This is a genomic window from Vibrio sp. QJM3NY_26 (assembly GCF_057786005.1).
In genome coordinates, this window is sequence record NZ_CM173515.1 from 2,924,230 (window position 1) to 2,949,514 (window position 25,285).

General features: G+C 45.1%; 22 protein-coding genes. 2 read left to right on the forward strand and 20 right to left on the reverse strand.

The genetic code is table 11. The features are described from left to right. Positions 1 to 57: 57 nt before the first annotated feature. Positions 58 to 552: a nicotinamide-nucleotide amidase gene (gene pncC / locus AC3CH4_RS12855; protein ID WP_029222254.1), complete on the reverse strand. Its 495-nt coding sequence runs from the start codon at positions 550 to 552 to the stop codon at positions 58 to 60. 124 nt (positions 553 to 676) lie between these two features. On the opposite strand from pncC, the gene mutS reads away from it, so the two are divergent. Then, positions 677 to 3,238 (forward strand): DNA mismatch repair protein MutS, encoded by a 2,562-nt coding sequence (mutS, locus tag AC3CH4_RS12860; RefSeq protein ID WP_488543034.1) that lies wholly within the window; start codon positions 677 to 679, stop codon positions 3,236 to 3,238. A 157-nt stretch (positions 3,239 to 3,395) separates the two neighbouring features. Here the strand turns inward: mutS and rpoS are convergent, their stop codons facing one another. The 13 genes from rpoS to rlmD all read right to left on the reverse strand — a co-directional run bounded on the left by rpoS (position 3,396) and on the right by rlmD (position 17,553). Next, positions 3,396 to 4,376 carry an RNA polymerase sigma factor RpoS gene (gene rpoS / locus AC3CH4_RS12865; protein ID WP_004735404.1) on the reverse strand — a complete coding sequence of 327 codons (981 nt, stop codon included), beginning with the start codon at positions 4,374 to 4,376 and terminating at the stop codon, positions 3,396 to 3,398. 98 nt (positions 4,377 to 4,474) lie between these two features. Beyond that, complete coding sequence (gene nlpD / locus AC3CH4_RS12870) at positions 4,475 to 5,389, reverse strand: murein hydrolase activator NlpD (RefSeq protein ID WP_488543035.1); 915 nt, start codon at positions 5,387 to 5,389, stop codon at positions 4,475 to 4,477. A 34-nt stretch (positions 5,390 to 5,423) separates the two neighbouring features. Beyond that, positions 5,424 to 6,050, reverse strand: coding sequence for a protein-L-isoaspartate(D-aspartate) O-methyltransferase (locus AC3CH4_RS12875; RefSeq protein ID WP_004735402.1), 627 nt, complete (start codon positions 6,048 to 6,050; stop codon positions 5,424 to 5,426). Next, a complete protein-coding gene (gene surE, locus AC3CH4_RS12880) occupies positions 6,051 to 6,794 on the reverse strand; it encodes a 5'/3'-nucleotidase SurE (protein ID WP_488543036.1) in 744 nt (247 codons plus the stop codon). Between the two features lie 76 nt (positions 6,795 to 6,870). After that, positions 6,871 to 7,917 carry a tRNA pseudouridine(13) synthase TruD gene (gene truD / locus AC3CH4_RS12885; protein ID WP_029405000.1) on the reverse strand — a complete coding sequence of 349 codons (1,047 nt, stop codon included), beginning with the start codon at positions 7,915 to 7,917 and terminating at the stop codon, positions 6,871 to 6,873. 22 nt (positions 7,918 to 7,939) lie between these two features. Beyond that, the gene (gene ispF, locus AC3CH4_RS12890) at positions 7,940 to 8,419 is read right to left on the reverse strand and encodes a 2-C-methyl-D-erythritol 2,4-cyclodiphosphate synthase (RefSeq protein ID WP_004735397.1); all 480 of its coding nucleotides are present in this window, start codon (positions 8,417 to 8,419) and stop codon (positions 7,940 to 7,942) included. 2 nt (positions 8,420 to 8,421) lie between these two features. Further along, positions 8,422 to 9,123, reverse strand: coding sequence for a 2-C-methyl-D-erythritol 4-phosphate cytidylyltransferase (gene ispD, locus AC3CH4_RS12895; protein WP_488543037.1), 702 nt, complete (start codon positions 9,121 to 9,123; stop codon positions 8,422 to 8,424). Further along, positions 9,123 to 9,404, reverse strand: coding sequence for a cell division protein FtsB (gene ftsB, locus AC3CH4_RS12900; RefSeq protein ID WP_004735394.1), 282 nt, complete (start codon positions 9,402 to 9,404; stop codon positions 9,123 to 9,125). Before ftsB ends, ispD begins: the two co-directional genes overlap by 1 nt. Before the next feature lie 251 nt (positions 9,405 to 9,655). Beyond that, on the reverse strand, positions 9,656 to 10,954 hold the full coding sequence (eno, locus tag AC3CH4_RS12905; RefSeq protein WP_029405988.1) for a phosphopyruvate hydratase: 1,299 nt from the start codon (positions 10,952 to 10,954) through the stop codon (positions 9,656 to 9,658). Between the two features lie 81 nt (positions 10,955 to 11,035). After that, positions 11,036 to 12,676, reverse strand: coding sequence for a CTP synthase (gene pyrG / locus AC3CH4_RS12910; protein WP_102454352.1), 1,641 nt, complete (start codon positions 12,674 to 12,676; stop codon positions 11,036 to 11,038). Positions 12,677 to 12,808: 132 nt separating this feature from the next. Further along, positions 12,809 to 13,624: a nucleoside triphosphate pyrophosphohydrolase gene (gene mazG, locus AC3CH4_RS12915; protein ID WP_488543038.1), complete on the reverse strand. Its 816-nt coding sequence runs from the start codon at positions 13,622 to 13,624 to the stop codon at positions 12,809 to 12,811. Positions 13,625 to 13,871: 247 nt separating this feature from the next. Continuing rightward, complete coding sequence (gene relA, locus AC3CH4_RS12920; protein ID WP_488543039.1) at positions 13,872 to 16,097, reverse strand: GTP diphosphokinase; 2,226 nt, start codon at positions 16,095 to 16,097, stop codon at positions 13,872 to 13,874. Positions 16,098 to 16,233: 136 nt separating this feature from the next. Continuing rightward, the gene (gene rlmD / locus AC3CH4_RS12925; RefSeq protein ID WP_065110783.1) at positions 16,234 to 17,553 is read right to left on the reverse strand and encodes a 23S rRNA (uracil(1939)-C(5))-methyltransferase RlmD; all 1,320 of its coding nucleotides are present in this window, start codon (positions 17,551 to 17,553) and stop codon (positions 16,234 to 16,236) included. A gap of 165 nt (positions 17,554 to 17,718) precedes the next feature. Here rlmD and barA point away from each other — a divergent pair, with 165 nt between their 5' ends. Further along, a complete protein-coding gene (barA, locus tag AC3CH4_RS12930) occupies positions 17,719 to 20,532 on the forward strand; it encodes a two-component sensor histidine kinase BarA (RefSeq protein WP_102492015.1) in 2,814 nt (937 codons plus the stop codon). Between the two features lie 125 nt (positions 20,533 to 20,657). Here barA and acpS read toward each other — a convergent pair whose 3' ends face one another. The 6 genes from acpS to lepB all read right to left on the reverse strand — a co-directional run bounded on the left by acpS (position 20,658) and on the right by lepB (position 25,240). Continuing rightward, positions 20,658 to 21,038 (reverse strand): holo-ACP synthase, encoded by a 381-nt coding sequence (gene acpS / locus AC3CH4_RS12935; RefSeq protein ID WP_017077798.1) that lies wholly within the window; start codon positions 21,036 to 21,038, stop codon positions 20,658 to 20,660. A 72-nt stretch (positions 21,039 to 21,110) separates the two neighbouring features. Then, positions 21,111 to 21,848: a pyridoxine 5'-phosphate synthase gene (gene pdxJ, locus AC3CH4_RS12940; RefSeq protein ID WP_102340793.1), complete on the reverse strand. Its 738-nt coding sequence runs from the start codon at positions 21,846 to 21,848 to the stop codon at positions 21,111 to 21,113. Beyond that, on the reverse strand, positions 21,845 to 22,573 hold the full coding sequence (recO, locus tag AC3CH4_RS12945; protein WP_017108686.1) for a DNA repair protein RecO: 729 nt from the start codon (positions 22,571 to 22,573) through the stop codon (positions 21,845 to 21,847). The genes pdxJ and recO overlap by 4 nt, the downstream gene beginning before the upstream one ends. 102 nt (positions 22,574 to 22,675) lie before the next feature. Next, entirely contained in the window at positions 22,676 to 23,647 is a 972-nt protein-coding gene (gene era, locus AC3CH4_RS12950; protein WP_004735384.1) for a GTPase Era, read from the reverse strand. After that, positions 23,640 to 24,317, reverse strand: a complete 678-nt coding sequence (rnc, locus tag AC3CH4_RS12955) for a ribonuclease III (protein WP_004735383.1) — start codon at positions 24,315 to 24,317, stop codon at positions 23,640 to 23,642. Before rnc ends, era begins: the two co-directional genes overlap by 8 nt. Before the next feature lie 26 nt (positions 24,318 to 24,343). Next, positions 24,344 to 25,240: a signal peptidase I gene (gene lepB, locus AC3CH4_RS12960; RefSeq protein WP_017092872.1), complete on the reverse strand. Its 897-nt coding sequence runs from the start codon at positions 25,238 to 25,240 to the stop codon at positions 24,344 to 24,346. Positions 25,241 to 25,285: the final 45 nt, after the last annotated feature.

Here is a 25,285-nt window from a genome sequence, read left to right on the forward strand (position 1 = left end):
ATTATACTGTTGATTCATACAGTGTCTATACCTGTATGAAAATAATTTGTACAAATGTTACTTGTCTTCCATTGATAGGTAATCATAAATAACTTGTAAGGCATGGTGCGTAGCTTGTTGGCGTACTTGTGATCTATCGCCTGTAAATACATGCGTTCCTACTTTGTTCCACCCATTTACTGCTTTCCAAGCAAAACACACAGTCCCTACCGGTTTCTCTTCCGTGCCGCCGCCCGGGCCAGCAATACCGCTGATAGACACAGAAATAGTGCCGTTTGAATGTTGTAGTGCCCCGTGAGCCATTTCTATAACCACCGGCTCACTCACAGCACCAAACTCAACTAAGGTTTCAAGCTGAACACCGATCATCTCTTGTTTCGCTTCATTACTGTAGGTCACAAAAGCACGGTCAAACCATGCGGAGCTCCCTGCGATATCCGTTACCGCGCTAGCAACACCACCGCCAGTGCAAGATTCAGCCGTCACTAATACATGTTTATGTTTCGCAAGTAAGTGTCCGAGTTTTTCACTAAGTGCTTGAGTCGTCTGCATCTTTGGCTTCCCTTAATCTAGATGTATATCATTTGGATTTGCATCTTTTCGCATGTGTCGCTTTTCGCACGAAACGCTTTCACGTATCCTAAGCCGCAATAGAAATAAACGAAAGAAGTTAACTGTGAAAGCCGATCAAAAACATACTCCTATGATGCAGCAGTACCTAAAACTAAAAGCAGAAAATCCAGAAATTTTGCTGTTCTATCGCATGGGAGATTTCTACGAGCTTTTCTACGATGATGCTAAAAAAGCCTCTCAACTCCTCGATATTTCGCTAACCAAGCGTGGCTCTTCAAACGGTGAGCCTATTCCTATGGCGGGCGTTCCATACCACGCCGTTGAAGGTTACCTTGCGAAGTTAGTGCAGTTGGGCGAGTCCGTAGCGATTTGTGAGCAGATTGGTAATCCAGCAACTTCAAAGGGCCCGGTTGATCGCGCTGTCGTAAGAATTGTGACACCGGGAACTGTAACGGATGAAGCATTGCTTTCTGAGCGTGTTGATAACCTTATAGCCTCCATTTACCACCACAATGGTAAATTTGGCTACGCGACGCTTGATATTACTTCTGGTCGATTCCAACTATGTGAGCCGGAAACCGAAGAAGCAATGGCGGCAGAGCTACAAAGAACGTCACCACGTGAACTGCTGTTCCCTGAAGATTTCGAACCTGTAAATTTGATGGCAAGTCGTAATGGCAATCGCCGTCGCCCGGTATGGGAATTTGAATTAGATACAGCGAAGCAGCAACTGAATCAACAATTTGGTACTCGTGACTTAGTTGGCTTTGGTGTTGAAAGCGCAAAACTAGGTTTATGCGCTGCGGGTTGTCTGATCCAATACGTTAAAGATACGCAACGTACTGCCCTTCCGCATATCCGTTCACTCACAATGGATAAGCAAGATCATTCTGTGATCCTTGATGCGGCTACTCGCCGTAATTTGGAGATCACCCAAAATCTTAGTGGCGGCACCGATAACACCCTATCTGAAGTGCTTGACCACACCGCGACGGCTATGGGTAGCCGCATGCTTAAGCGTTGGTTACATCAACCCATGCGTAATATTTCAGCTCTTGATCAACGTTTAGATGCGATTGGTGAGATGAAAGATCTGGCTCTATTTACTGAGTTACAACCAACGCTGAAACAGATCGGTGATATCGAGCGTATTCTTGCGCGTCTTGCCCTTCGTTCTGCACGTCCACGTGATATGGCACGACTTCGCCAAGCAATGGAATTCTTACCAGAGCTTGCTGAAACGCTAACGCAACTTAAACACCCATACCTAACTCAGCTTGCTCAGTATGCTTCGCCTGTGGATGAAGTATCTGAACTGCTTGAGCGTGCGATCAAAGAGAACCCACCCGTGGTTATCCGCGATGGTGGTGTGATAGCAGAAGGCTACAACGCCGAGCTAGATGAATGGCGCGACCTTGCTGCAGGTGCAACCGAGTTTCTGGATAAGCTTGAGCAAGAAGAGCGTGAACGTCACGGTATCGACACGCTAAAAGTTGGCTACAACAACGTCCACGGTTTCTTCATTCAGGTAAGCCGCGGACAAAGCCATCTTGTGCCACCACACTATGTTCGCCGCCAAACGCTGAAAAATGCAGAACGTTACATTATTCCTGAGCTGAAAGAGCACGAAGACAAAGTTCTCAGCTCTAAATCGAAAGCCCTAGCTATCGAGAAGAAGTTGTGGGAAGAGCTGTTTGATTTGTTATTGCCTTATTTAGAGCGACTGCAAAACATTGCATATTCAGTGTCTCAGCTTGATGTTCTACAGAACTTAGCTGAACGTGCAGACACCCTTGATTACTGTCGTCCAACAATGACAGAGTCTGCTGGTGTACAAATTCAGGCTGGTCGTCACCCCGTTGTTGAACAAGTGATGGACGAACCCTTTATTGCTAACCCTATCGACCTCAACGATCAACGTAAGATGCTGATCATCACTGGTCCAAACATGGGTGGTAAGTCGACCTACATGCGTCAGACCGCACTCATTTCGCTGATGGCTCATATCGGTTGTTATGTACCAGCAGAAAGCGCGACGATTGGCTCTATCGACCGTATCTTTACGCGTATTGGCGCATCGGATGATTTAGCTTCGGGTCGTTCAACCTTCATGGTTGAGATGACAGAGACCGCGAATATTCTGCACAACGCAACACCAAATAGCCTTGTGCTAATGGACGAAATCGGTCGTGGTACCAGTACTTACGATGGTCTGTCTCTGGCTTGGGCAAGTGCGGAATGGCTAGCGAATCAAATTAATGCGATGACACTATTTGCAACGCACTACTTTGAGCTCACTGAACTGCCGAACCAAATCCCAACCTTAGCGAACGTACACCTGGATGCGGTTGAACACGGCGACAGCATCGCCTTTATGCACGCAGTTCAAGAAGGTGCTGCAAGTAAATCTTACGGCCTCGCGGTAGCTGGATTGGCTGGTGTACCTAAAGCGGTAATCAAAAATGCGCGCGCGAAGCTGACTCAGTTAGAGGCATTGAGTATCGACTCTCCGACATCAAAGCCAAGCGGCGTTGATATCGCCAACCAACTGAGCCTGATACCTGAACCGAGTGAAGTGGAACAAGCATTAGCGAATGTTGACCCTGATGATTTAACTCCTCGCCAAGCGTTAGAAGAACTCTATCGTTTGAAGAAGTTGCTTTAGTCTCTTTCCAAGTAGCTTGTTATTGTCGCTTGCTATTGTCGTTTTGTACTGTCGCTTAAGTCAGCAGCATGAAATACAAAAGCCACAAACAAAAAAACGCTGACTTAAAGTCAGCGTTTTTATTTGTCTTCTATTCAAAGAAACATCATCAGTTCATTTAGTCGTTTTCTACATTGAACAGATTTTCCATATTCAGACCTTGCTTGATAAGAATCTCACGTAGACGGCGAAGACCTTCAACTTGGATTTGACGAACACGTTCGCGAGTCAGGCTAATTTCACGGCCTACTTCTTCTAGTGTTGACGGTTCGTAACCCAGTAGTCCAAAGCGACGTGCAAGCACCTCTTTCTGCTTAGGATTCAGTTCATCAAGCCAAAAAATCAACGAGTTCTTGATATCGCTATCTTGAGTTGAAACCTCAGGATCTGAATTGTTGATGTCTGGAATAATATCCAACAGTGCTTTCTCACCGTCACCACCAATTGGCGTATCAACAGAGCTCACTCTTTCGTTTAGACGAAGCATCTTACTCACATCACCAACAGGCTTATCTAGCTTAGAAGCAATTTCTTCTGCCGTTGGTTCATGATCAAGTTTTTGTGATAGCTCTCTTGCGGTACGCAGATAGATGTTCAGCTCTTTCACAACATGGATTGGCAAACGGATAGTGCGAGTCTGATTCATTAACGCACGTTCAATGGTTTGACGAATCCACCATGTCGCGTAAGTTGAGAAGCGGAAACCACGTTCTGGGTCAAATTTCTCTACGGCGCGAATCAAACCTAGGTTGCCTTCTTCAATAAGATCAAGAAGTGCAAGACCACGGTTACTATAACGACGTGAAATTTTTACCACTAAACGCAGGTTACTTTCGATCATGCGTTTACGTGCTGCTTCATCACCGCGCAGAGCTCGTCGTGCATAAAGCACTTCTTCTTCAGCGGTTAGTAGTGGTGAGAAACCGATTTCGCCTAGATAAAGCTGAGTAGCATCTAAACTTTTAGACGTAACTTCAACTTCTTCTTTCGCTTCGGTTTTCTTTTTGACTGTTCGTTTTGCTTTTCCAAGAGCTTCCGGTTCCGTGGTTGCTTGGTTAAGATCGAACTCTTCTTTGGTTACTGCATTGCTTATACTCATAACGCCTCCCCCTGGCGAAATTAGCATGACATCACAACTTGATATGTCGCTAAATGACTATGTCACTCCATACAATACGTAATTTTTGCATATTGTATTTAAGGTAAATATCGTTTTGGATTAACCGATTTACCTTGGTAACGAATCTCAAAGTGCAGCCTAACACTGCTGGCTCCAGAGCTTCCCATAGTTGCAATCTTCTGCCCTGGTTTCACACTTTGCCCTTCAGATACTAATAGTCGGTCGTTATGCGCGTATGCACTTAAGTAATTATCATTGTGCTTCACAATCACTAGATTGCCGTAGCCTCGTAGTGCATTACCCGAATAAACAACCGTTCCCCCTGCAGTAGATACTATTGGCTGACCTCGCTGTCCTGCTATGTCGATGCCTTTATTTCCTTGTTCGCCTACAGAGAAATTCTTGATTACTCTCCCTTTAGTTGGCCATAACCATTTGGATACTTTATCACTTGTTGGTTTGGTGGACGGTGTAACATTCTGTTTACCTTTAGAACCAACATACTCCTTTGATTTGGATTGTTCAACCTTCTTTGGTGGATCTTTTTTCACCACTTTGGTGGTAGTTTGAGCTGGAGCAGGTTTAGAGTTTTTGCTCTTCTGTGGCGTAGTTTTCGGTTTACTTGCTGTCGATGACGTAGTGGATGCCGTGACAGGCGCAGCAACGGCTGCAACCGCTACTGTTGATTTACCATACGCTGGCGCATTGTAATTCGGGCGCCACAACTTAAGCTTCTGCCCCGGGTGGATAGTGTAAGGAGCAGCGAGTTTGTTATAACCGATGAGGTCTTTAACGTCTTTATTGGTGACATAAGCAATGAAGTAAAGGGTGTCGCCTTTTTTTACTTCATAGTAACTGCCGCGATAACTACCACGATCAATCGATGAGTAATTCTTGTTTAGGCTTGAAACGGGCGCAGGTGAATTCGCCGCACACCCAACAAGTGCACAACTAAGCAATAAAGTACTTCCTTTTAACAACTTCGAACGCATCGACTCTCTATCCACCTACACCATTAGTCTTTTATTAAGCTAGCTCACCAGGGACGAGAGGTACAAATCTCACCATCTCGATAACACTCGATAAAAACTCGTCACCATGGCGAACAATCTTCAACAATTGCTGTTCGTCATCACCGACAGGAATCAACAATCGACCACCATCTTTCAGCTGTTGCAAAAGCGCTTGAGGAATCGACTCTGCAGCAGCAGTTACGATAATCGCATCAAAAGGGGCTTTCGAAGACCACCCTTGCCAACCATCACCGTGCTTGGTTGAAATATTGTAGAAATCGAGCTGTTTAAGACGACGCTTGGCATCCCATTGCAATGATTTAATTCTTTCAACCGAATACACATGATCAACCAGTTGAGCCAAGACCGCCGTTTGATAACCTGAGCCGGTTCCGATTTCTAAAACACGGCTATCTTGCTGTAATTCTAGCAACTCTGTCATCTTAGCAACAATGTACGGCTGAGAAATCGTCTGGCCCTGTCCGATAGGAAGCGCATTATTATCATAAGCTTGATGATACATCGCCTGCGATAAAAAGCTCTCTCTCGGCAGTTGATAAATAGCATCAAGAACCTTTTGATCCTGAATGCCATTTTCAATCAGAAAAGTAATTAAGCGCTCTGCATGCGGATTACTCACTTACTTCTCCTCTAACCATGTTGTCATCGCACCCAACGACTCGTGCGCAGTCAGGTCAACTTGTAATGGTGTTACCGATACAAAGCCATGCTCGATAGCGTAAAAATCCGTGCCTTCACCGGCATTTTGCTCTTTTCCCGGAGGACCAAGCCAGTAGATATCATGACCTCGTGGGTCTTTTTGCTTAATCATATCTTCAGCATGATGACGAGCACCTAAGCGTGTCACCTGAGTACCAGACAGCAGCTCTAAAGCTAAATCAGGGATATTGACGTTTAATAGGCGATTGGTTGGGATTGGGTTTGCTAAATGTTGTTCGACGATACGACGAGCAATGGCCGCCGCTGTCTTAAAATGTTTTTTACCCACCAGAGAAAACGCCACCGATTGAACGCCTAAAAAGTGCCCTTCCATGGCGGCTGCCACTGTACCTGAATAAAGCACATCGTCACCCAAGTTAGCACCATGATTAATACCCGTTAATACCAGATCAGGCATATCATTCTTTAGCAGTTCATTTAACGCAAAATGTACACAGTCGGTCGGTGTCCCTTGTACCGAATATGTATTTTCGGTAATTTCTTGAACACGTAGAGGCTGTTCTAAAGTTAATGAATTTGAAGCACCCGAGCGATTACGGTCAGGTGCCACAATGATAATTTCAGCAAGATCACGTAATTCATTGGCCAGCTCATGAATACCTTGAGCATGCACACCATCATCGTTGCTGAGTAAAATCTTCATCTTGTATCCTTTCTTTTGTTCCAATGCCAAGTCACTTAATTTCCGATATCAAGTGACTTCGCTCCAAGCAGAATCGTTATTGCTCGTAGCTTCTCTCTACGTGAACTTCTTCAACCAATTCACGAACAATAGCGGTTGCGAAACAACCTGCATCGAGAGAGAACTTAAGAGTGACATTGTCTTCGTTCACTTCCCACGCTAAACCCATCGGTTTCAATGAAGCTTCACGGCGATCATGGCGCATACGGTTGCCACAAATCAGAGCCATTAGATCCGGTTCAGCATCAAGGTGTTTCTGCTCTAAAGCTTGAGAGGCATCCGTCGTCGGTAACGCATTATCTCCAGCTAAAGCAACAGTAATAAACGCAGAGCCGTTCGCGATGTCTTGGTTTACCGCTTCGATGTTATCCGCTGTTACCGCTAATTGAGCGCCATCTTTCACGACAATATCGCCAACCAATGCCGACGCAAACGCATCTTGCTCAATACGGTCAGAAAGAATTAAGTTGTAAATCCAAGAACGAGCCGCAGAAAGATACAAGCTGCGCTTATTCTGATTACGCGTACGAACGTTTTCACGACCCCAACGACGAGCTTCAGATAAGTTGTTACCTTCATTACCAAAGCGCTGAGCACCGAAGTAATTTGGCACGCCCACTTGAGCGACTTTTTCTAAACGCTTTACCACATCATCACAATCCGTTACTTCAGACAAAGTTAGCTCGAATTGGTTGCCAACTAAATCGCCTGGACGTAACTTTTTGTTGTGACGTGCTGTCGCCAAGATCTCAATGCTTGGGTATTGTGCGAGAAAAGCAGAAAAGTCAGGCTCACCTTTTGGCAGATGCACGCTCAACCACTGTTCTGTCACAGCATGACGGTCTTTCAAACCAGCCCAGCTCACGTCTTTCGACTTAACACCACACGCTTTAGCCAGTTCGTTTGCTACGAAGCTCGTGTTCTCACCAGTTTTACGAATACGCACCATTAAGTGCTCGCCTTCACCAGTAAACTCAAAACCCAAGTCTTCATTAACGACAAAGTGTTCGGCTTTTGCTTTTAGTTTTGCTTTCGCAGTTGGTTTACCGTTTAGGTAAGCCAATGAAGATAAAATATCTGACATGCTGTTCTTTTCGTGTTGGTGCTTACGCACTTTTAGTAATTAGGACCACCGCTTCACATGCGATGCCCTCTTTGCGACCTGTAAAACCTAAACGTTCAGTAGTCGTGGCTTTTACATTCACATTGCTAATGCTTGTTTCTAAATCTTGAGCAATAGCTTGGCACATAGAGTCTATATGAGGAGCCATCTTTGGAGCTTGCGCCATGATAGTAATATCCGCATTACCAATCACATAACCTTGCTCTTTTACTCGACGGTAAACATCTTTCAGTAATTCGCGGCTATCTGCGCCTTTCCACTCATCATCCGTATCAGGGAAATGACGACCAATATCACCGGCTGCAATTGAACCCAGTAAAGCATCGCATAATGCGTGCAGGGCAACATCACCGTCTGAGTGTGCGATAAGACCCTGTTCATAAGGGACACTCACGCCACCAATAATTACCGGGCCTTCACCACCAAATTTGTGTACATCAAAGCCATGGCCAATACGAATCATCATTATTCCTTATTCTGACTTAAATAGAACTCAGCCAAAGCCAAATCTTCAGGCTGAGTAATCTTAAAATTATCTGAACGCCCAGCAATCAATGCTGGTGATAAACCTTTCGACTCAAATGCAGAGGCCTCATCGGTAATCGAAACGCCTTGTTGCAAGGCTTCACTCAAGACTTTCCGTAAAGGCTTAGATCGGAACATCTGAGGGGTAAGCGCATGCCAAAGATCGACGCGATCGACCGTGTGTTCAATTTGTCCTTGCACACCACGTTTCATTGTATCGCGAACAGGCGCAGCTAAAATCGCGCCAACATCATGGGTCATAGCACCAGAGATCAGTTTGTCGATATCGCTCAATTGGATACAAGGCCTAGCGGCATCATGCACCATCACCCAATCACTGAGTTGTTGTTGGGCAATATAATCCAGAGCAGAAAGCACCGAGTCGGCTCTTTCCGTTCCGCCGGAAACTCTGATCACCAGTGGATTAAGGTTAAGCGGTAATTCAGGGTAGTAAGGATCATCATCACTGACCGCTACCACAATTTTAGACACTTGAGGGTGAGACAACAGTTTCTCAACCGTGTGCTCTAAAATCGTTTTACCGTGAATTTGAAGATATTGCTTGGGACGGTCTGCCTTCATTCGGCTGCCGACGCCCGCAGCGGGAACCACTGCAATAACGCTTTGAAGTTGGTTCGACATTAATGAGATTCCTCACCAATAATACGATAAAACGTTTCGCCTTCTTTCACCATTCCCAGCTCATGACGTGCGCGCTCTTCTATCGCGTCTAAGCCTTGGCGTAGATCGTCGATTTCCGCAAACATCTCAGCATTACGAAGATGAAGCTTTTCATTTACTTGCTGCTGAACTTGGATTTCGTTGTTCACACCGTAGTAATCAGAAATACCATTTTTACCGAGCCACAGTGTGTGTTGTAGCCAGCCAAACACTATGAGCAGTACTAAAGCAAAAATTCGCATAACACCTTTCGCCGGTTGAAAAAGAAGGAACTAGAATAAGGCACATATATACCATAATGCGCTTATTGGTGCGAGATATGTGGTGTCAGGGAATCAATAAGTCGGGGAATTATTGGACAGAATAGTGAGTGGTAACAATGAAGTTCCCTACTCCTTTCTTCGTCAGTCTAGGGAATGACGAATTTGAGGCAAAAAAAATGCCCCGCATAAGCGAGGCATTTAAAAAGCTTAGATGACTAATTCGCTAGGAATTATTGACCTTTAACTTCTTTAAGACCGTTGAAAGGAGCTTTAGAACCTAGAGCTTCTTCGATACGGATTAGTTGGTTGTACTTAGCAACACGGTCAGAACGGCTCATAGAACCTGTTTTGATTTGACCTGCAGCTGTACCTACCGCTAGATCAGCGATAGTTGCATCTTCAGTTTCGCCAGAACGGTGAGAGATTACTGCAGTGTAGCCAGCGTCTTTAGCCATCTTGATAGCAGCTAGAGTCTCTGTTAGAGAACCGATTTGGTTGAACTTGATAAGGATAGAGTTAGCTACGCCTTTCTCGATACCTTCAGCAAGAATCTTAGTGTTTGTAACGAAAAGATCGTCACCAACGATTTGAAGCTTGTCGCCTAGAAGTTCAGTTTGGTGCTTGAAGCCATCCCAATCTGACTCGTCAAGACCGTCTTCGATAGAAACGATTGGGAAGTTGTTCGCTAGTTCAGCTAGGTAGTGGTTGAACTCTTCAGAAGTGAAAGTTTTACCTTCGCCCTTCATGTTGTAGATGCCAGCTTCTTTGTCGAAGAACTCAGATGCTGCACAGTCCATAGCAAGAGTAACGTCTTTACCTAGTTCGTAACCAGCAGCTGCAACAGCTTCTGCGATAACTTCTAGAGCTTCAGCGTTAGATTTAAGGTTAGGAGCGAAACCACCTTCATCACCAACTGCAGTGCTGTAGCCTTTAGACTTAAGAACTTTAGCTAGGTTGTGGAATACTTCAGCGCCGATACGCAGACCTTCTTTAAGAGTTTTAGCGCCAACTGGTTGGATCATGAACTCTTGGATGTCAACGTTGTTATCAGCGTGCTCGCCACCGTTGATGATGTTCATCATTGGTAGAGGCATAGAGAACTGACCAGCAGTACCGTTTAGCTCAGCAATGTGCTCGTATAGAGGCATGCCTTTCGCAGCAGCAGCAGCTTTAGCGTTCGCTAGAGAAACAGCAAGGATAGCGTTAGCACCGAACTGAGATTTGTTCTCTGTTCCGTCTAGGTCAATCATAACTTGGTCAACGTCAGCTTGTGCTTTAGCGTCTTTACCAACTAGAGCGTCAGCGATTGGGCCGTTTACAGCTTCAATTGCTTTAAGAACACCTTTACCTAGGAAACGTGATTTGTCGCCGTCACGTAGCTCAAGAGCTTCGCGAGAACCAGTAGATGCGCCAGATGGAGCAGCAGCCATACCTACGAAACCGCCTTCTAGGTGTACTTCAGCTTCTACAGTTGGGTTACCACGTGAATCGATGATTTCACGACCTAGAACTTTAACGATCTTAGACATTGAATGTTTCCTTCTCGTTGAATATATAAATGTCAAATTTAAAGGTAGCAGCACAACTTACGCAGCTACCTGGATTCCTTTTTACTTTTCTAATTCGCCGCGCTGGAATTCGCCAGCCGCTTTAACGAAACCTGCAAACAATGGGTGACCATCGCGAGGTGTTGAAGTGAACTCTGGGTGGAACTGAGCAGCAACGAACCATGGGTGGTTCGGGTTCTCAATAACTTCAACCAGTTTCTTGTCCGCAGATAGACCCGATACTTTTAGGCCCGCTTTTTCAATTTGTGGACGAAGATTGTTGTTCACTTCGTAACGGTGACGGTGACGTTCATGGATCGTCGCGCTACCGTATAATTCGTAAGCTTTCGTCCCTTTAGCAAGGTGACAAAGCTGTGAACCAAGACGCATTGTACCGCCTAGGTCAGATTTTTCAGTACGCTCTTCAACTTTACCTTCGCCGTCAATCCACTCAGTGATTAGGCCAACAACAGGGTATTTAGTTTCTTTGCAGAATTCAGAAGAGTGTGCCCCTTCCATTTTCGCAACGTTACGAGCGTACTCAATAAGAGCAACTTGCATACCTAGACAGATACCTAAGTAAGGTACTTTGTTTTCACGAGCGTATTGTGCAGCAAGGATCTTACCTTCAACACCACGATCGCCAAAGCCACCAGGAACTAGGATTGCATCTAGGCCTTGTAGAACTTCAGTGCCTTTAGACTCAACATCTTGTGAATCTACATATTTAATTGTGACACTTAGGCGATTTTTCAAGCCTGCGTGTTTCAGCGCTTCATTTACTGATTTGTATGCGTCAGGCAGTTCAATGTACTTACCAACCATACCAATCGTTACTTCACCCGTTGGGTTAGCTTCTTCGTAAATTACTTGTTCCCATTCAGACAGATCAGCTTCTGGAGCATCGATACCGAAACGCTTACATACAAGATCATCAGTACCCTGTGCACGGATTAACTGTGGGATCTTGTAGATTGAATCTACGTCTTTCATAGAGATAACGGCTTTTTCTTGTACATTACAGAAAAGAGCAATTTTCTTACGTTCGTTTGCTGGGATAACACGATCTGAACGACAAACTAGAATGTCAGGTTGGATACCAATAGACAGTAGCTCTTTTACAGAGTGTTGCGTTGGCTTAGTTTTAAGCTCACCCGCTGCACCTAAATAAGGAACGAGAGTTAAGTGCATGAACATCGCGCGTTCACGACCTAGTTCTACAGCTAACTGACGAATCGCTTCCATGAATGGTAGAGATTCGATATCACCAACAGTACCACCAACTTCAACAAGCGCGATATCGTGGCCTTTAGCGCCAGAGATTACGCGTTCTTTGATAGAGTTAGTAATGTGAGGAATAACCTGGATTGTTGCACCTAGGTAGTCACCACGACGTTCATTACGTAGAACGTCAGCATAAACACGACCTGCTGTGAAGTTGTTACGCTTAGTCATCTTGGTGCGAATGAATCGCTCATAGTGACCAAGGTCAAGGTCAGTTTCAGCGCCATCTTCCGTAACGAACACTTCACCGTGCTGAGTTGGGCTCATAGTGCCTGGATCAACGTTGATGTAAGGGTCAAGCTTCATCATAGTCACTTTAAGACCACGAGCTTCTAAAATAGCCGCAAGAGATGCTGCTGCAATACCTTTACCTAGAGAGGATACAACCCCGCCAGTAACAAAAATGTAATTTGTCGTCATGTTTAACCTGAAATTGGTTGAATGAGGGAAATGGATTACTTCTGGACGGGATGAAAATATACCAGAAGCCCCTTATCGCCACAACGTGAAATCTATCACACTGCAATTTTTTATTTTTTGCTTCAAATCAATTCATGATAAAAGCTTTGATGATCTTTTCTCCGCCACTTTGACTTCATCCCACATGGAATCAAGCTGTTGTAGAGAAAAGTCGGTCAAAATTTTATCTTGCTGACGAACTTTTTGTTCCACACCTTTAAAGCGGCGTGAAAATTTCAGATTGGCTTTATTGAGAGCCGTTTCTGGATTTTTACCCAAATGTCGCACTAAATTGACGGTAGCAAACAACAAATCACCCAGTTCTTCTTCAACTAACTCTTCGTTTGGCGTTACTTGAAGTGCTTCTTCTAGCACCTCATCAACTTCCTCTAAAACCTTATCTGCAACCGGGCCGATAGAGTCCCAATCAAAGCCAAATTTCGCGACTTGCTTTTGAATCTTTGTAGCACGTGAAAGTGCAGGTAGAGAGTTTGGTATTGAGTCTAGAATACTTTCTTGAGTTTTGCCTGCCTGTGCTTTTTCTTTGGCTTTTTCAGCTTCCCAGTTCGCATTAATTTCTTCATCACTGGCAAACTCAGTATCAGAGAACACATGCGGATGGCGGCGCGTTAGCTTCTCATTGATACCGTCGACCACATCAGAGAACTCAAACAAGCCCTGCTCTTTTGCTAACTGACTGTAGAAAATCACCTGAAACAACAGGTCGCCCAACTCTTCTTGTAGATTCGGCCAGTCTTTGTTGTGAATCGCGTCCACCACCTCATACGTCTCTTCGATAGTATGCGGCACAATTGTTTCAAAATTTTGTTTCAAATCCCAAGGACAGCCACCTTCAGGATCGCGCAGCTTAGCCATAATCTGTTCAAGTTGTTCAATCGGGTGATTCATCGTTTTCTTCCTATTCACTGTCTTTGATTTTTAAATTTATAACGTCTTCTAAAACTAAAAAAGGTGAGCAGCCAAAACCACTCACCTTTGTTGATACTGTCTAATTCTCTAAATTACGCATCTTTCACTAAGCAGTTGTTACTTTAACAAGGCAACAAGCTTTCGCGATTCCTGAGCATAGCTCGCCTATGTGATGGAACAAGAAAGCGCAGTTAACGCAGTAAAAGTGACTAATGCAACGTGAAAGTTAGCCGAGGCGTTTTACACTCATGACATCTTTGATTTGTTCTACTCGACTGGTCACTCGACTCAGAATCTCAATATTGGTCACTTCCAAATCGAAATCCATCACCGACAGCTGACGTTTATAGTCAATACGGCTCTTCATTGTCGTTACACTGACTTTTTCGTTCAAGAACAAGGATGTGATGTCTTTCAACAAGCCGGTACGCTCAAGGGCCTCTACACGCAGCGTTAAGATATACGAGCCGACAAAACCATCTCCCCACACAGTATCGATGATACGTTCGGGTGCATGCAGGTTAAGCTCACTTAACTGTTCACAATCGCTACGGTGCACTGAAATACCGCGACCTTGAGTTATGTAACCTTTGATCACATCGCCAGGGATTGGCTGACAACAACGAGCTAAGTGCGTCATTAGGTTATCGACACCTTCAACGACGACGGCATCCTTTTTCGGACGACTCTGATGAGCGGGCTTGTTGTCAGACTCAAGCAACTTTTCGAGCGCTTTTTTATCTTCTTCTTCCGCTGTCGGCTTGTTGACCAAAGCATTGATGTGATTAACGACTTGGTTGATACGCATATCGCCGCTACCAATACCCGCATACAGTTCATCTGGAGTATTGACGTTGAATCGTTTCAGCGCGTATTGCTCGGCATCTTTCAGCGTCGCTCCGACTCTGCCTAGCTCGACTTCTAGAATATCTCGTCCGGCTTCAAGGTTTTTCTCACGACTCTGAGCGCGGAACCATGCGTTAATTTTTGCACGTGCTCGACTTGAGTGAACAAAGCCTGTGATCGGGTTTAACCAATCACGTGATGGATTCGGTTCTTTTTGAGTGATGATCTCAACTTGATCGCCCATCGCTAGCTTATGCGTAAACGGGACGATTCGACCTGCTACTTTGGCACCGATACAACGGTGTCCAACCATCGAGTGGATGTGGTAAGCAAAATCCAACGGGGTTGCACCCATTGGTAAATCGACCACATCACCACGAGGTGTAAAGGCATAAACACGGTCATCAAAGACTTGACTACGCACTTCATCCAGCATTTCACCAGAATCCGACATCTCTTCTTGCCAGTCGATAAGCTTACGAAGCCAGGTGATTTTCTCATCGTAGCCACTGCGTACGCCGCTTGAAGCACCTTCTTTGTACTTCCAGTGCGCTGCAACGCCTAATTCAGAGTCTTCATGCATCTGCTTGGTACGGATCTGAATTTCAATGGTCTTGCCTTCAGGGCCAAGAACTACGGTATGAATCGACTGATAACCATTCGGCTTAGGGTTCGCCACATAGTCATCAAATTCACTAGGTAGATGTTTATATTTGGTGTGAACCACACCTAAGCCGGCATAACAGTCTTGCAGTTGGTCTGCGATAATACGCACCGCACGCACGTCAAAAAGCTCATCAAACTCTAAGCCTTTTTTCTGCATTTTACGCCAGATACTGTAGATGTGTTTTGGTCGACCGCTGACTTCAGCATTGATGCTTGAACGGTTCATTTCTGACGTGAGATCATCAACAAAGTCGGTGATGTATTGTTCGCGCACAATACGTCGCTCAGACAGCTGTTTGGCAATCTGCTTGTATGTATCTGGTTGTTGGTAGCGGAAAGCGTAATCTTCAATTTCCCACTTTAGCTGACCAATACCTAAACGGTTTGCAAGAGGCGCATAGATGTTGGCACACTCTTTTGCTGCCGCACGGCGCACAGCATCAGGGGCTTTTTTCACTTCTATGAGGTTACAAATTCGCTCTGCTAGTTTGATGACTACGCAGCGGAAATCATCCACCATTGCCAATAGCATTCGTCGAACATTATCGACTTGACCCGAGGCAGCACTGCCTTCAAGGGTGACATTTAGCTGGCCCAAAGCCGCCATTTCTTCCACGCCATCAATCAGCTTTACGGTTTCCTTTCCGTAACTTTCTTCAAACGCTTCACGCTCAAAAACACCGCTTGATACGACAGGGAAGAGTTGTGCCGCCACTAAAGTAGCGCGATCCATCGACAAGGTGACCAAAATTTCAATCATCTCTCGTCCACGCCAAAGCAAAAGTTCACCTTGCTCGTGATCTTTTAATAGCTCTTCACAGTGACGATAAACTTTGGTCAGTTTATTCGAGGTTTTTGCGTCTTGATTCAGTGACGCAATCCAATTATCTAGCTCAAACTGTTCGCTTGGGTTTAAATGTGCGCTTCGTACCGCAACCATCATGCCTTCCTAGTTATTATGTTTTATACCCAATTCAATATGACTAACTGGTTCCACGTTAGTTCGACTCATATTGATATCGGTGCAAGCTGCCCCGCACCTTTGTAATACATTTTCAAGCCTTATTTAAGGGCTTCTAAGCCTTGATAAAGAGAGCCATCGATTCGAGATGACTGGTATGAGGGAACATGTCCAACATGCCTAGCTTAGCCAATTGGTAGCCTTGTTTTTCTAAGCTCTCTGAATCTCTAGCTAGAGTAGCAGGATTACACGAAACATAAACCACACGCTTCGCTCCTAACCCTGAAATTTGATCAACGATCCCACTCGCTCCAGCACGAGCTGGATCGAGTAAGATTTTATCAAATCTTTCTTTTGCCCAAGGTTGTGAAGACAGCTCTTCTTCAAGGTTCGCTTGGTAGAATTCTGTATTATTTAATTGATTCAAAGCTGCGTTAGACGTTGCTTGCTGAACCATTTCATCGACACCTTCAACCCCCACCACAAACGCAGATTGTTGTGCGATAGGCAGACTGAAGTTGCCCAAGCCACAAAACAAGTCGAGCACGCGCTCATCGGTTTGAGGCTCTAACCATTCAATCGCTTGAGTTACCATCTGCTGATTGACCTTTTGATTCACTTGAATGAAGTGGTTTGGCTCAAAAGGTAAGGTTACGCCGGTTTCGCTATAGCTTGGCGTATCACCCACTAAACGAATCAACTTGTCAGTTTCTGGCATAGAATACAGCGTAGCGCCTTCTGCCTGAGCCAACTCAATCAAAGATTGCTCATCTTTTTCAACCAAAGGCTTAAGGTGGCGTAGCACCATCACCGGACCAGTATCCCCGATCACTAATTCAACGTGTCCTAAAGAAGTAAGGTTGCTGAAAGTATTGAGTAAACTTTTCAGCTTTGGCAGCAAGATATTGAGACGAGGGTCAAGCACCGCACAATCGGTAATATTTTCAATCTGCTTGCTTTGCTTTTTACGGAAACCAAATTGAAGCTGCTGTGTCTTTTTATCGACAAATAAGCTGATGCGCGCACGGCGACGATAACCTGTCTCATCACCAATAATCGGTTCAACAACGTCTGTTTTATCCGTTTGGTATTGGCTCATCAGGTGGCTCAAAGACTGCGCTTTATGCTCTACCTGAGAAGAGTAGCCAAGGTGCTGGAGGTGACAGCCACCGCACTGATTAAAATGTTTACAGAAAGGCTTCAAACGCAGTTCGCTTGGCTCCAGTAATTTAATCAGTTTTGCTCGCGCAAATTTACTCTTACTCTCGATGAGCTGAATAACAACCTGCTCACCCGGCAATGCACCATCAATGAAAACAGGCTTATTCTTCTGATAAGCAATACCTGCCCCATTGTGATCCATTCGTTCAACCAAAACCGATTGGTGCTTGGTCTCGAATTGAGTTTTCTTTTTTGGTTGAAAAAAACGTGCCATTGCTTGTGCCTAATGTATCTTTTAATAAGTAATTTGTATCCAGGACTCACTATTATGCCTTGGAATCATTGTCGAACGTCACGGCTTTGATTAAGCTTACCGTTCACTTAACCGCCATTGTGCGCGTTATTTTCCCATATCCAGACCTCGATGTAATTAAAGAACATGACCAGATATGGCTTAAGAGCCCGTGTAATTACCTTAACTCTAGCTCCAACCTTGATTATTGGGTTGCTATTGAGTGCATTTTTCTCATTTAACCGCTATCAAGACCTTGAGGGCCAAGTGGTTAATACTGGTACTAGCATCATTGAACCGCTGGCAATTGCTAGTGAGTCAGGCATGAAGCTCGAAAGTCGAGAGTCTGTTCGTCAGCTTATTAGCTATGCGCATCGAAAAAACTCTAAGCTGGTGCGCAGTATCGCGGTGTTTGATGAACGTCATGAGTTGTTTGTAACCTCAAACTTCCACCCTGATTTTGAAAGCCTGACCTATCCGAAAGATAAACCCATCCCGCATTTAAGCTCATCGAACCTGCTCGATAATACGCTAATTCTTCGGACACCCATCATCGCTGAAGGTCAATACATCAATTCAGCCAATGGGCAGTCTCAAGCCAACCAAGCGATCGGCTATATCGCGATAGAGTTAGACTTGTCGTCACTTCGATTGCAGCAGTATCAAGAAGTGTTCTCTGCCTTCTTGGTGTTGATTTTGGGGCTGGGACTTTCTGGTGTATTTGCTTTTCGCTTGATGCATGACGTAACCCAACCGATCACACATATGAAAAACATGGTCGACCGAATTCGTCGTGGTCATCTCGATGTGCGTATCGAAGGCAAAATGCACGGTGAGCTAGACTCACTGAAAAACGGTATCAACGCGATGGCGGTATCGCTATCAGAATACCACGTCGAGATGCAGCACAGTATCGACCAGGCTACGTCTGATCTGCGTGAAACCCTAGAGCAATTAGAGATTCAAAACGTTGAGTTAGACATTGCGAAAAAACGCGCTCAAGAAGCGGCACGTGTTAAATCAGAGTTCTTAGCTAACATGTCTCACGAATTGAGAACACCGCTTAACGGTGTGATTGGCTTTACTCGTCAAATGCTTAAGACTCATCTATCGACCAGTCAAACAGATTACTTGCAAACCATTGAACGTTCAGCAAATAACCTACTCAGCATCATCAACGACATTCTTGATTTCTCGAAACTGGAAGCCGGTAAATTAGCACTCGAGAACATCCCATTCGAGTTCCAAGCCAGCCTTGAAGAGGTTGTGAACCTTCAAGCGACCAACGCCCATGAGAAAGGCCTAGAGTTAACTCTTAAGATAGACCCGAAAGTGCCACCAGGCGTTGTTGGTGACCCACTGCGTATTCAGCAGATCCTAACCAACCTTGTTGGTAACTCAATCAAGTTTACTGAACGTGGCAACATTGATATCAGTGTTGAACTTCGTTCACAAAGCGAAGACAGCATCGAATTGCAATTCATGGTTCGCGATACAGGTATTGGTATCTCTGAGCGTCAACAAGCTCAGCTATTCCAAGCCTTCAGCCAAGCCGACGCAAGCATCTCTCGTCGTTATGGCGGTACGGGGCTAGGCCTAGTTATCACCCAAAAACTGGTCAGCCAAATGGGCGGAGAGATCAGCCTAACCAGTCGCCTACACCAAGGTTCAACCTTCTGGTTTACTTTGAGACTATCAACGACTGATATGCCGATGACTGAGCTGATTGAGACTCAGTGTCTGCAAGACAAGCAGCTGCTGCTTATCGAGCCAAACATGCAAGCGGCGTCGATTACTCAGCAAATCTTAACCCAAGAAGGCTTGGTGGTAACGTATCGTTCGGTGATGCCTGACGAGTCGACCTCGTATGACTACGTTCTACTCAACCTAGCCGCCAACCAAGAGTATCAATTTGATACCGTGAGTGGTTGGGCGATTGGCGCGAAGAAAATCGCTCAGAACGTAATTATTGGTACGCCGAGTACTGAGTTAGCTCTGGGTGAACAATTGATGAAAGAGGTTGATGTCCAATGCATCACCAAGCCTCTCTCTCGTAAGAAACTTCTACAAACTCTGATCTCTAATCAAGCACCCACTTTGATTGCACCAGCCATTGAAACGCACTCAGAAGAGAAGCTACCGCTCACTGTATTGGCGGTCGACGACAACCCAGCAAACCTTAAATTGATCACCGCGCTACTAAAAGAGCGTGTAGAGACTGTCATCAGTTGCACCAGCGGACAGAAGGCCATAGATAAGGCGAAGGAGACCCCATTTGATATCATTTTCATGGATATCCAAATGCCGCAAATGGATGGTGTAACGGCCTGTAAGAATATAAAAGAGCTAGCGAATAATGCGAATACCCCCGTCATTGCCGTCACAGCACACGCGATGGTTGGCGAACGTGACCGTCTGCTTGAAGCCGGCATGGATGACTACCTAACCAAACCGATTGAAGAGCACGTGTTACAGCAGGTTCTGATTCATTGGAGCCCTACCTCTGAGGTTGAGCACATTGAAAAAATAGACCCAGCCCACCCAGCAGTCTCTGCGGAAGTAGACAATAGCTCAGTTTCAGATTCTGAGGCTAGCGTGCATAAGAATATCATCATTGATTGGCAAGCAGCTATGAAGCAAGCCGCCAACAAAGAAGACCTCGCACGCGATATGCTGCAAATGCTAGTCGACTTCATTCCTGAGGTTTATGAAGCCGCAGAGAAAGCGATAGAAGACAGTGACTACCCTGTTGAAGCGCTGACACACATCATCCACAAGATGCATGGCAGCAGCTCATACAGCGGTGTACCAAGGCTGAAGTCGGTGTGTGCGACGATAGAGAAAGAGCTGCGTTCCGGCACTTCCGTTGAAGACATTGAACCTGAACTTTTTGAACTTCAGGATGAATTAGATAAGGTTCAAGCAACCGCGATTCATTATTTGAAACCAGCCAAGACCTAGCGAACATTTCTTACTCACAAATATTCGTTAAACGGTTTACCAGCCAATAAAAAAGCAGAGCTCATGAGCTCTGCTTTTTTCTGTCTAGAACCTCGGGCACTAGATATAGAGTAACGGTAATCTATTTACGACTCGAGTAGTACCGTCGCCACCGCATAATGGCGCTCATCTGAGATAGTCAGATGAATCGACTTTGTACCACTCGCTTCTGCGATTTCACGCGCCTTTTTATGTAGGCTTAGAACTGGCTTGCCATGCTCATCGTTTGAAATCTCGAAATCGTGAAAGGTCACACCAAGCGCGATACCCGTGCCCAACGCCTTAGATGCCGCTTCTTTTGCAGCAAAGCGTTTTGCAAGGTAACGACCTTTTTGCTTCAGTTGCTGAAATACTTCAAACTCAGAGTCGGTCAAAATACGCTGAGCAAAAGCATCGCCACTTCGTGACAGTGCCTTTTCAACACGTTCGATTTCTGCGATATCTGTACCTAATCCAACAACAGCCATGTTTACCCTACTATTAAACTTCGATTTATTGATTCTATTGGTTTTTGATTAACCACTTACCTAATTAACTAATTAAGCGTTGTTACGTGCTGTTTCCATGATTGCTTTCATGTCTGCAACGGCTTTATTCAAGCCATCAAACACTGCGCGTCCCATGATCGAGTGACCGATGTTCAACTCGTAGATCTCAGGGAGTGCCGCAATGGGTGCTACGTTGTGGTAAGTCAGGCCATGGCCCGCATTCACTGTAATACCTAAATCATCTGCGTAGCTTGCGCCTGCAGCAATCTTTTTAAGCTCATCTTGCTGATCTTCTTCTGTTTTCGCATCAGCGTAATGACCAGTGTGAAGCTCAATAAACGGTGCACCACATGCTTTTGCTGCATCGATTTGCTCACGATCTGCATCGATAAATAGAGAGACCTTAATACCTGCAGCCGACAGTTTTTCGGTCGCCGCTTTGATCTTATCTAGTTGACCGACAACATCCAAGCCACCTTCAGTCGTTAGCTCTTCACGCTTTTCTGGAACCAAGCAAACGAACTCAGGATTAGTATCGAGTGCGATTTGAACCATCTCGTCCGTCACGGCCATCTCAAGGTTCATGCGAGTTTGGATTGTCTCAGCAAGAATGCGTACATCACGGTCAACGATATGACGGCGATCTTCGCGTAGGTGAATAGTGATGCCGTCAGCACCAGCACGTTCAGCAATTTCAGCTGCGTGTACTGGGTCTGGATATTTAGTACCACGTGCATTACGTAGTGTTGCAATATGGTCGATATTAACGCCTAAAAGGATTGAGCTCATTTTCCAATACTCCGTGCTCTAGAGAGGGCTATTGTTGGCATAAATAGCTCTCTACTTTTTAATGGTTTGCCGCCAAGATACGGCTTTAAGGCTATGCGTGTAAAGCGTTTTGCCGCTTTTAACTGCTCTTTAGTGATAAACCTACGTTCACTGATTGCGATAAGTTCATCGCCCATAAAAGTCAGGTTATCTCGACGCACCGATGCGATAAAACCTTTCTGCTCTCGATAACGATAAGTCATGCTCGGATCAATCGGTTCACCGGTGCCCGCGCAGTGTAAAAAGTCGACGCCATACCCCATAGCGGAAAGTAGAGCCAATTCAAAACGACGTAGCGCTGGCTCAGGATTCTCATTATGAGCGAGTTCTGTTAAAGCATGAAGATAGTCATGAAAAAATGCGGGCATAGCCACTTCGGCCATCAACACTCGCCCAACTAATTCATTCACGTACATTGCTGAATACAGATTAATACCGGCAAGAGGAAGCCCCAAGCTGATCGGTTCAGCTTGGCGCAACGTTTTCATTGAACCATTGCCAGACCACTTAAGCAGCAGAGGCGTAAAAGGTTGCAATGCACCTTTCAAATTAGAACGCTTACTCCGCGCACCTTTAGACATCAACGTCACCCTACCGTACTCTTCACTGAAGACGTCCAGAATCAGGCTCGACTCACTGTATGGTCGACGGTGCAACACAAAGCATCGCTGTAACCCTTCGCTCAATAACTTACCCTTCTTACAGATACAAAAAGAGAGAGTTCGCACTCTCTCTTGTATTTATATTCAATTCAACTTTCTTAATATCAGAAAGTGACGTTCAATATATTATAGATCGTCGATGTAGCCTAACGAGCGAAGTGCACGCTCATCGTCAGCCCAACCAGACTTAACTTTAACCCAAGTCTCTAGGTAAACCTTACGACCGAATAGTTCTTCCATATCGATACGAGCTTCACGACCAATCGTTTTGATCTTCTCGCCCGCTTTACCAATCACCATCTTCTTCTGACCAGTACGTTCAACAAGAATCAAAGCGTTGATGTGGAAACCATCGTTATCTGGGTTGTAATCAAAACGCTCGATTTCAACCGTTACTGAGTAAGGTAGCTCTTCGCCTGTGAATCGCATCAGTTTTTCACGGATGATTTCAGAGGCCATAAAGCGCTGTGAGCGATCCGTTACGTACTCTTCAGGGAAGTGGTGCGTCGCTTTTGGTAAAGAATTACGAACGTGCTTACGCAGTACATCGATATTCTTACCTTGCTTCGCCGAGATTGGCACAACATCAAGGAAGTCCATCTTCTTAGACACTTCCATCATGTGTTGCATTACGTCGGTACGGTCTTGAACGTTGTCTACTTTGTTAATACAAAGGACAACTGGGAAATCTGTTTTTCTCAGCTTGTTCAGTACCATTTCATCGTCGTCAGTCCAGTGAGTACCGTCAACAAGGAAGAATACTAGGTTCACATCACTCAGTGAGCTGTTCGCCGCACGGTTCATCAAACGGTTGATTGCACGCTTTTCTTCGATGTGAAGTCCAGGAGTATCAACGTAGATCGCTTGGTAATCACCTTCAGTTTCTACGCCCATAATACGGTGGCGTGTCGTCTGAGGTTTACGTGATGTGATCGAGATTTTCTGACCCAAAATATGGTTCAGAAGCGTCGATTTACCTACGTTTGGTCGACCCACGATAGCGATGAAGCCACAGTGTTGGTTTTCCGGTAGGCCCGTTTTTTTGCTATCAGATGAAAAGAATGCATCGATATCGAAATCTTGATTGTTATCAGACATTGCTTAGTTGCTCTAATGCTGTTTCAGCAGCCGCTTGTTCTGCCTTGCGGCGGCTAGTGCCTTTACCGATAACAGGTTTATCCACACCTGCCACTTCACACTCAACCGTAAACTCTTGGTTGTGTGCTTCACCTTTAATATTAGTCACTGTGTAGACAGGTAGGGGATTTCTTCGACCTTGTAAAAACTCTTGTAGGCGAGTTTTCGGATCTTTTTGAGATACACCAGGCTGAATAGACTCTAGGCGAGATTGGTACCAGCTTAAAATAATGCGGCGAACAACCTCGGTATCACTATCTAAATAGACAGCACCGATGATCGCTTCTACTGCATCCGCTAGAATAGAATCACGACGGAAACCGCCACTCTTCAACTCACCTGGACCTAATTTTAAGTAATCTCCTAGTTCGAATTCACGACCTAGTTCTGCCAATGTATGACCACGTACTAATGTTGCGCGCATGCGGCTCATATCACCTTCGTTTACCTTAGGGAAACGGTGGTAAAGATCATCAGCGATAACAAAACTTAAAATTGAATCGCCCAGAAACTCAAGACGTTCGTTGTGTTTACCTGCGGCGCTACGGTGAGTCAGCGCCAAATGGATAAGATCGGCATCATTAAACTGATAGCCAATCTTTCTCTCTAGTTTATCAATTGGAGAATTCATGCTCTCTCGATGTGTTATGTGATCGATTAGTGAATCCCACCGATGCGATTAAAACGCACACCAGTAGGAATCCATGTTGGAAGTACACTGTCTGAACCGCGTTCGAATTCGAAGCTGATCCAAATAGCAACGGCCTTACCAACAAGGTTTGCTTCAGGGACAAAGCCCCAGTAACGGCTGTCAGCACTGTTGTCACGGTTATCACCCATAACAAAGTATTGGCCTTCTGGAACGATCCACTCGTTAACACCATTGCGAGGTTGATATGCTTGCACACGATCACGGCGTAATGGGTTAACTAAAATTTGGTGCTCCACATCACCCAGCTGTTCATTCAGCTGAATCAGAGGCACACCATCTTGAATAAATTGGCTTTCTTCAACGTTACTTAACTTCACTGGTTTACAGCTACTGCCACCCTTCGCTTGAATGCAGACTTCTTTATTGCTGCTGTAGCGAATGGTATCACCCGGCATACCAACAACACGCTTAATGTAGTCGATATTCGGCTGAGGTGGGTATTTGAATACGATTGAATCACCACGTTCTGGTTTGCCCGTTTCGACTAGTTGAGTGCGCCATACCGGGTCTTTTAGACCGTATGCGTACTTCTCTACTAAGATGAAATCACCAACCAATAGTGTTGGCATCATCGAACCAGATGGGATTTGAAACGGTTCATAAATAAATGAACGCAAAACCAAAACAAATGCAATTACAGGGAAAATGGACACACTGTTCTCAACCCACCAAGGCTGAGCCGTAACTTTTGCGCTGGTTTCAGCGTCTAGGCCATTCGATTGTGCTTCAACGTCAGCAAGCTTTTGCTGGCGTTTCTTCGCCCACACAAACTTTTCCAACGCCCATACAATGCCGGTCACTAGAGTTACGATCACTAAAATAAGCGAAAATGTATTAGCCATTGATATCCCTTAAATTTCATTTCTTTAAAAATAACGAAAGTGAAA

Coding starts and splice junctions, on each gene's coding strand:
- ispF (WP_004735397.1), bottom strand. CDS start 8,419: ATGATTCGTATTGGCCATGGCTTTGATGTACACAAATTTGGTGGTGAA.
- ftsB (WP_004735394.1), bottom strand. CDS start 9,404: ATGCGAATTTTTGCTTTAGTACTGCTCATAGTGTTTGGCTGGCTACAA.
- ispD (WP_488543037.1), bottom strand. CDS start 9,123: ATGTCGAACCAACTTCAAAGCGTTATTGCAGTGGTTCCCGCTGCGGGC.
- acpS (WP_017077798.1), bottom strand. CDS start 21,038: ATGGCTGTTGTTGGATTAGGTACAGATATCGCAGAAATCGAACGTGTT.
- pncC (WP_029222254.1), bottom strand. CDS start 552: ATGCAGACGACTCAAGCACTTAGTGAAAAACTCGGACACTTACTTGCG.
- truD (WP_029405000.1), bottom strand. CDS start 7,917: ATGTCAGATATTTTATCTTCATTGGCTTACCTAAACGGTAAACCAACT.
- rlmD (WP_065110783.1), bottom strand. CDS start 17,553: ATGGCACGTTTTTTTCAACCAAAAAAGAAAACTCAATTCGAGACCAAG.
- relA (WP_488543039.1), bottom strand. CDS start 16,097: ATGGTTGCGGTACGAAGCGCACATTTAAACCCAAGCGAACAGTTTGAG.
- era (WP_004735384.1), bottom strand. CDS start 23,647: ATGTCTGATAACAATCAAGATTTCGATATCGATGCATTCTTTTCATCT.
- surE (WP_488543036.1), bottom strand. CDS start 6,794: ATGAAGATTTTACTCAGCAACGATGATGGTGTGCATGCTCAAGGTATT.
- lepB (WP_017092872.1), bottom strand. CDS start 25,240: ATGGCTAATACATTTTCGCTTATTTTAGTGATCGTAACTCTAGTGACC.
- barA (WP_102492015.1), top strand. CDS start 17,719: ATGACCAGATATGGCTTAAGAGCCCGTGTAATTACCTTAACTCTAGCT.
- pdxJ (WP_102340793.1), bottom strand. CDS start 21,848: ATGAGCTCAATCCTTTTAGGCGTTAATATCGACCATATTGCAACACTA.
- eno (WP_029405988.1), bottom strand. CDS start 10,954: ATGTCTAAGATCGTTAAAGTTCTAGGTCGTGAAATCATCGATTCACGT.
- mazG (WP_488543038.1), bottom strand. CDS start 13,624: ATGAATCACCCGATTGAACAACTTGAACAGATTATGGCTAAGCTGCGC.
- rnc (WP_004735383.1), bottom strand. CDS start 24,317: ATGAATTCTCCAATTGATAAACTAGAGAGAAAGATTGGCTATCAGTTT.
- pyrG (WP_102454352.1), bottom strand. CDS start 12,676: ATGACGACAAATTACATTTTTGTTACTGGCGGGGTTGTATCCTCTCTA.
- nlpD (WP_488543035.1), bottom strand. CDS start 5,389: ATGCGTTCGAAGTTGTTAAAAGGAAGTACTTTATTGCTTAGTTGTGCA.
- rpoS (WP_004735404.1), bottom strand. CDS start 4,376: ATGAGTATAAGCAATGCAGTAACCAAAGAAGAGTTCGATCTTAACCAA.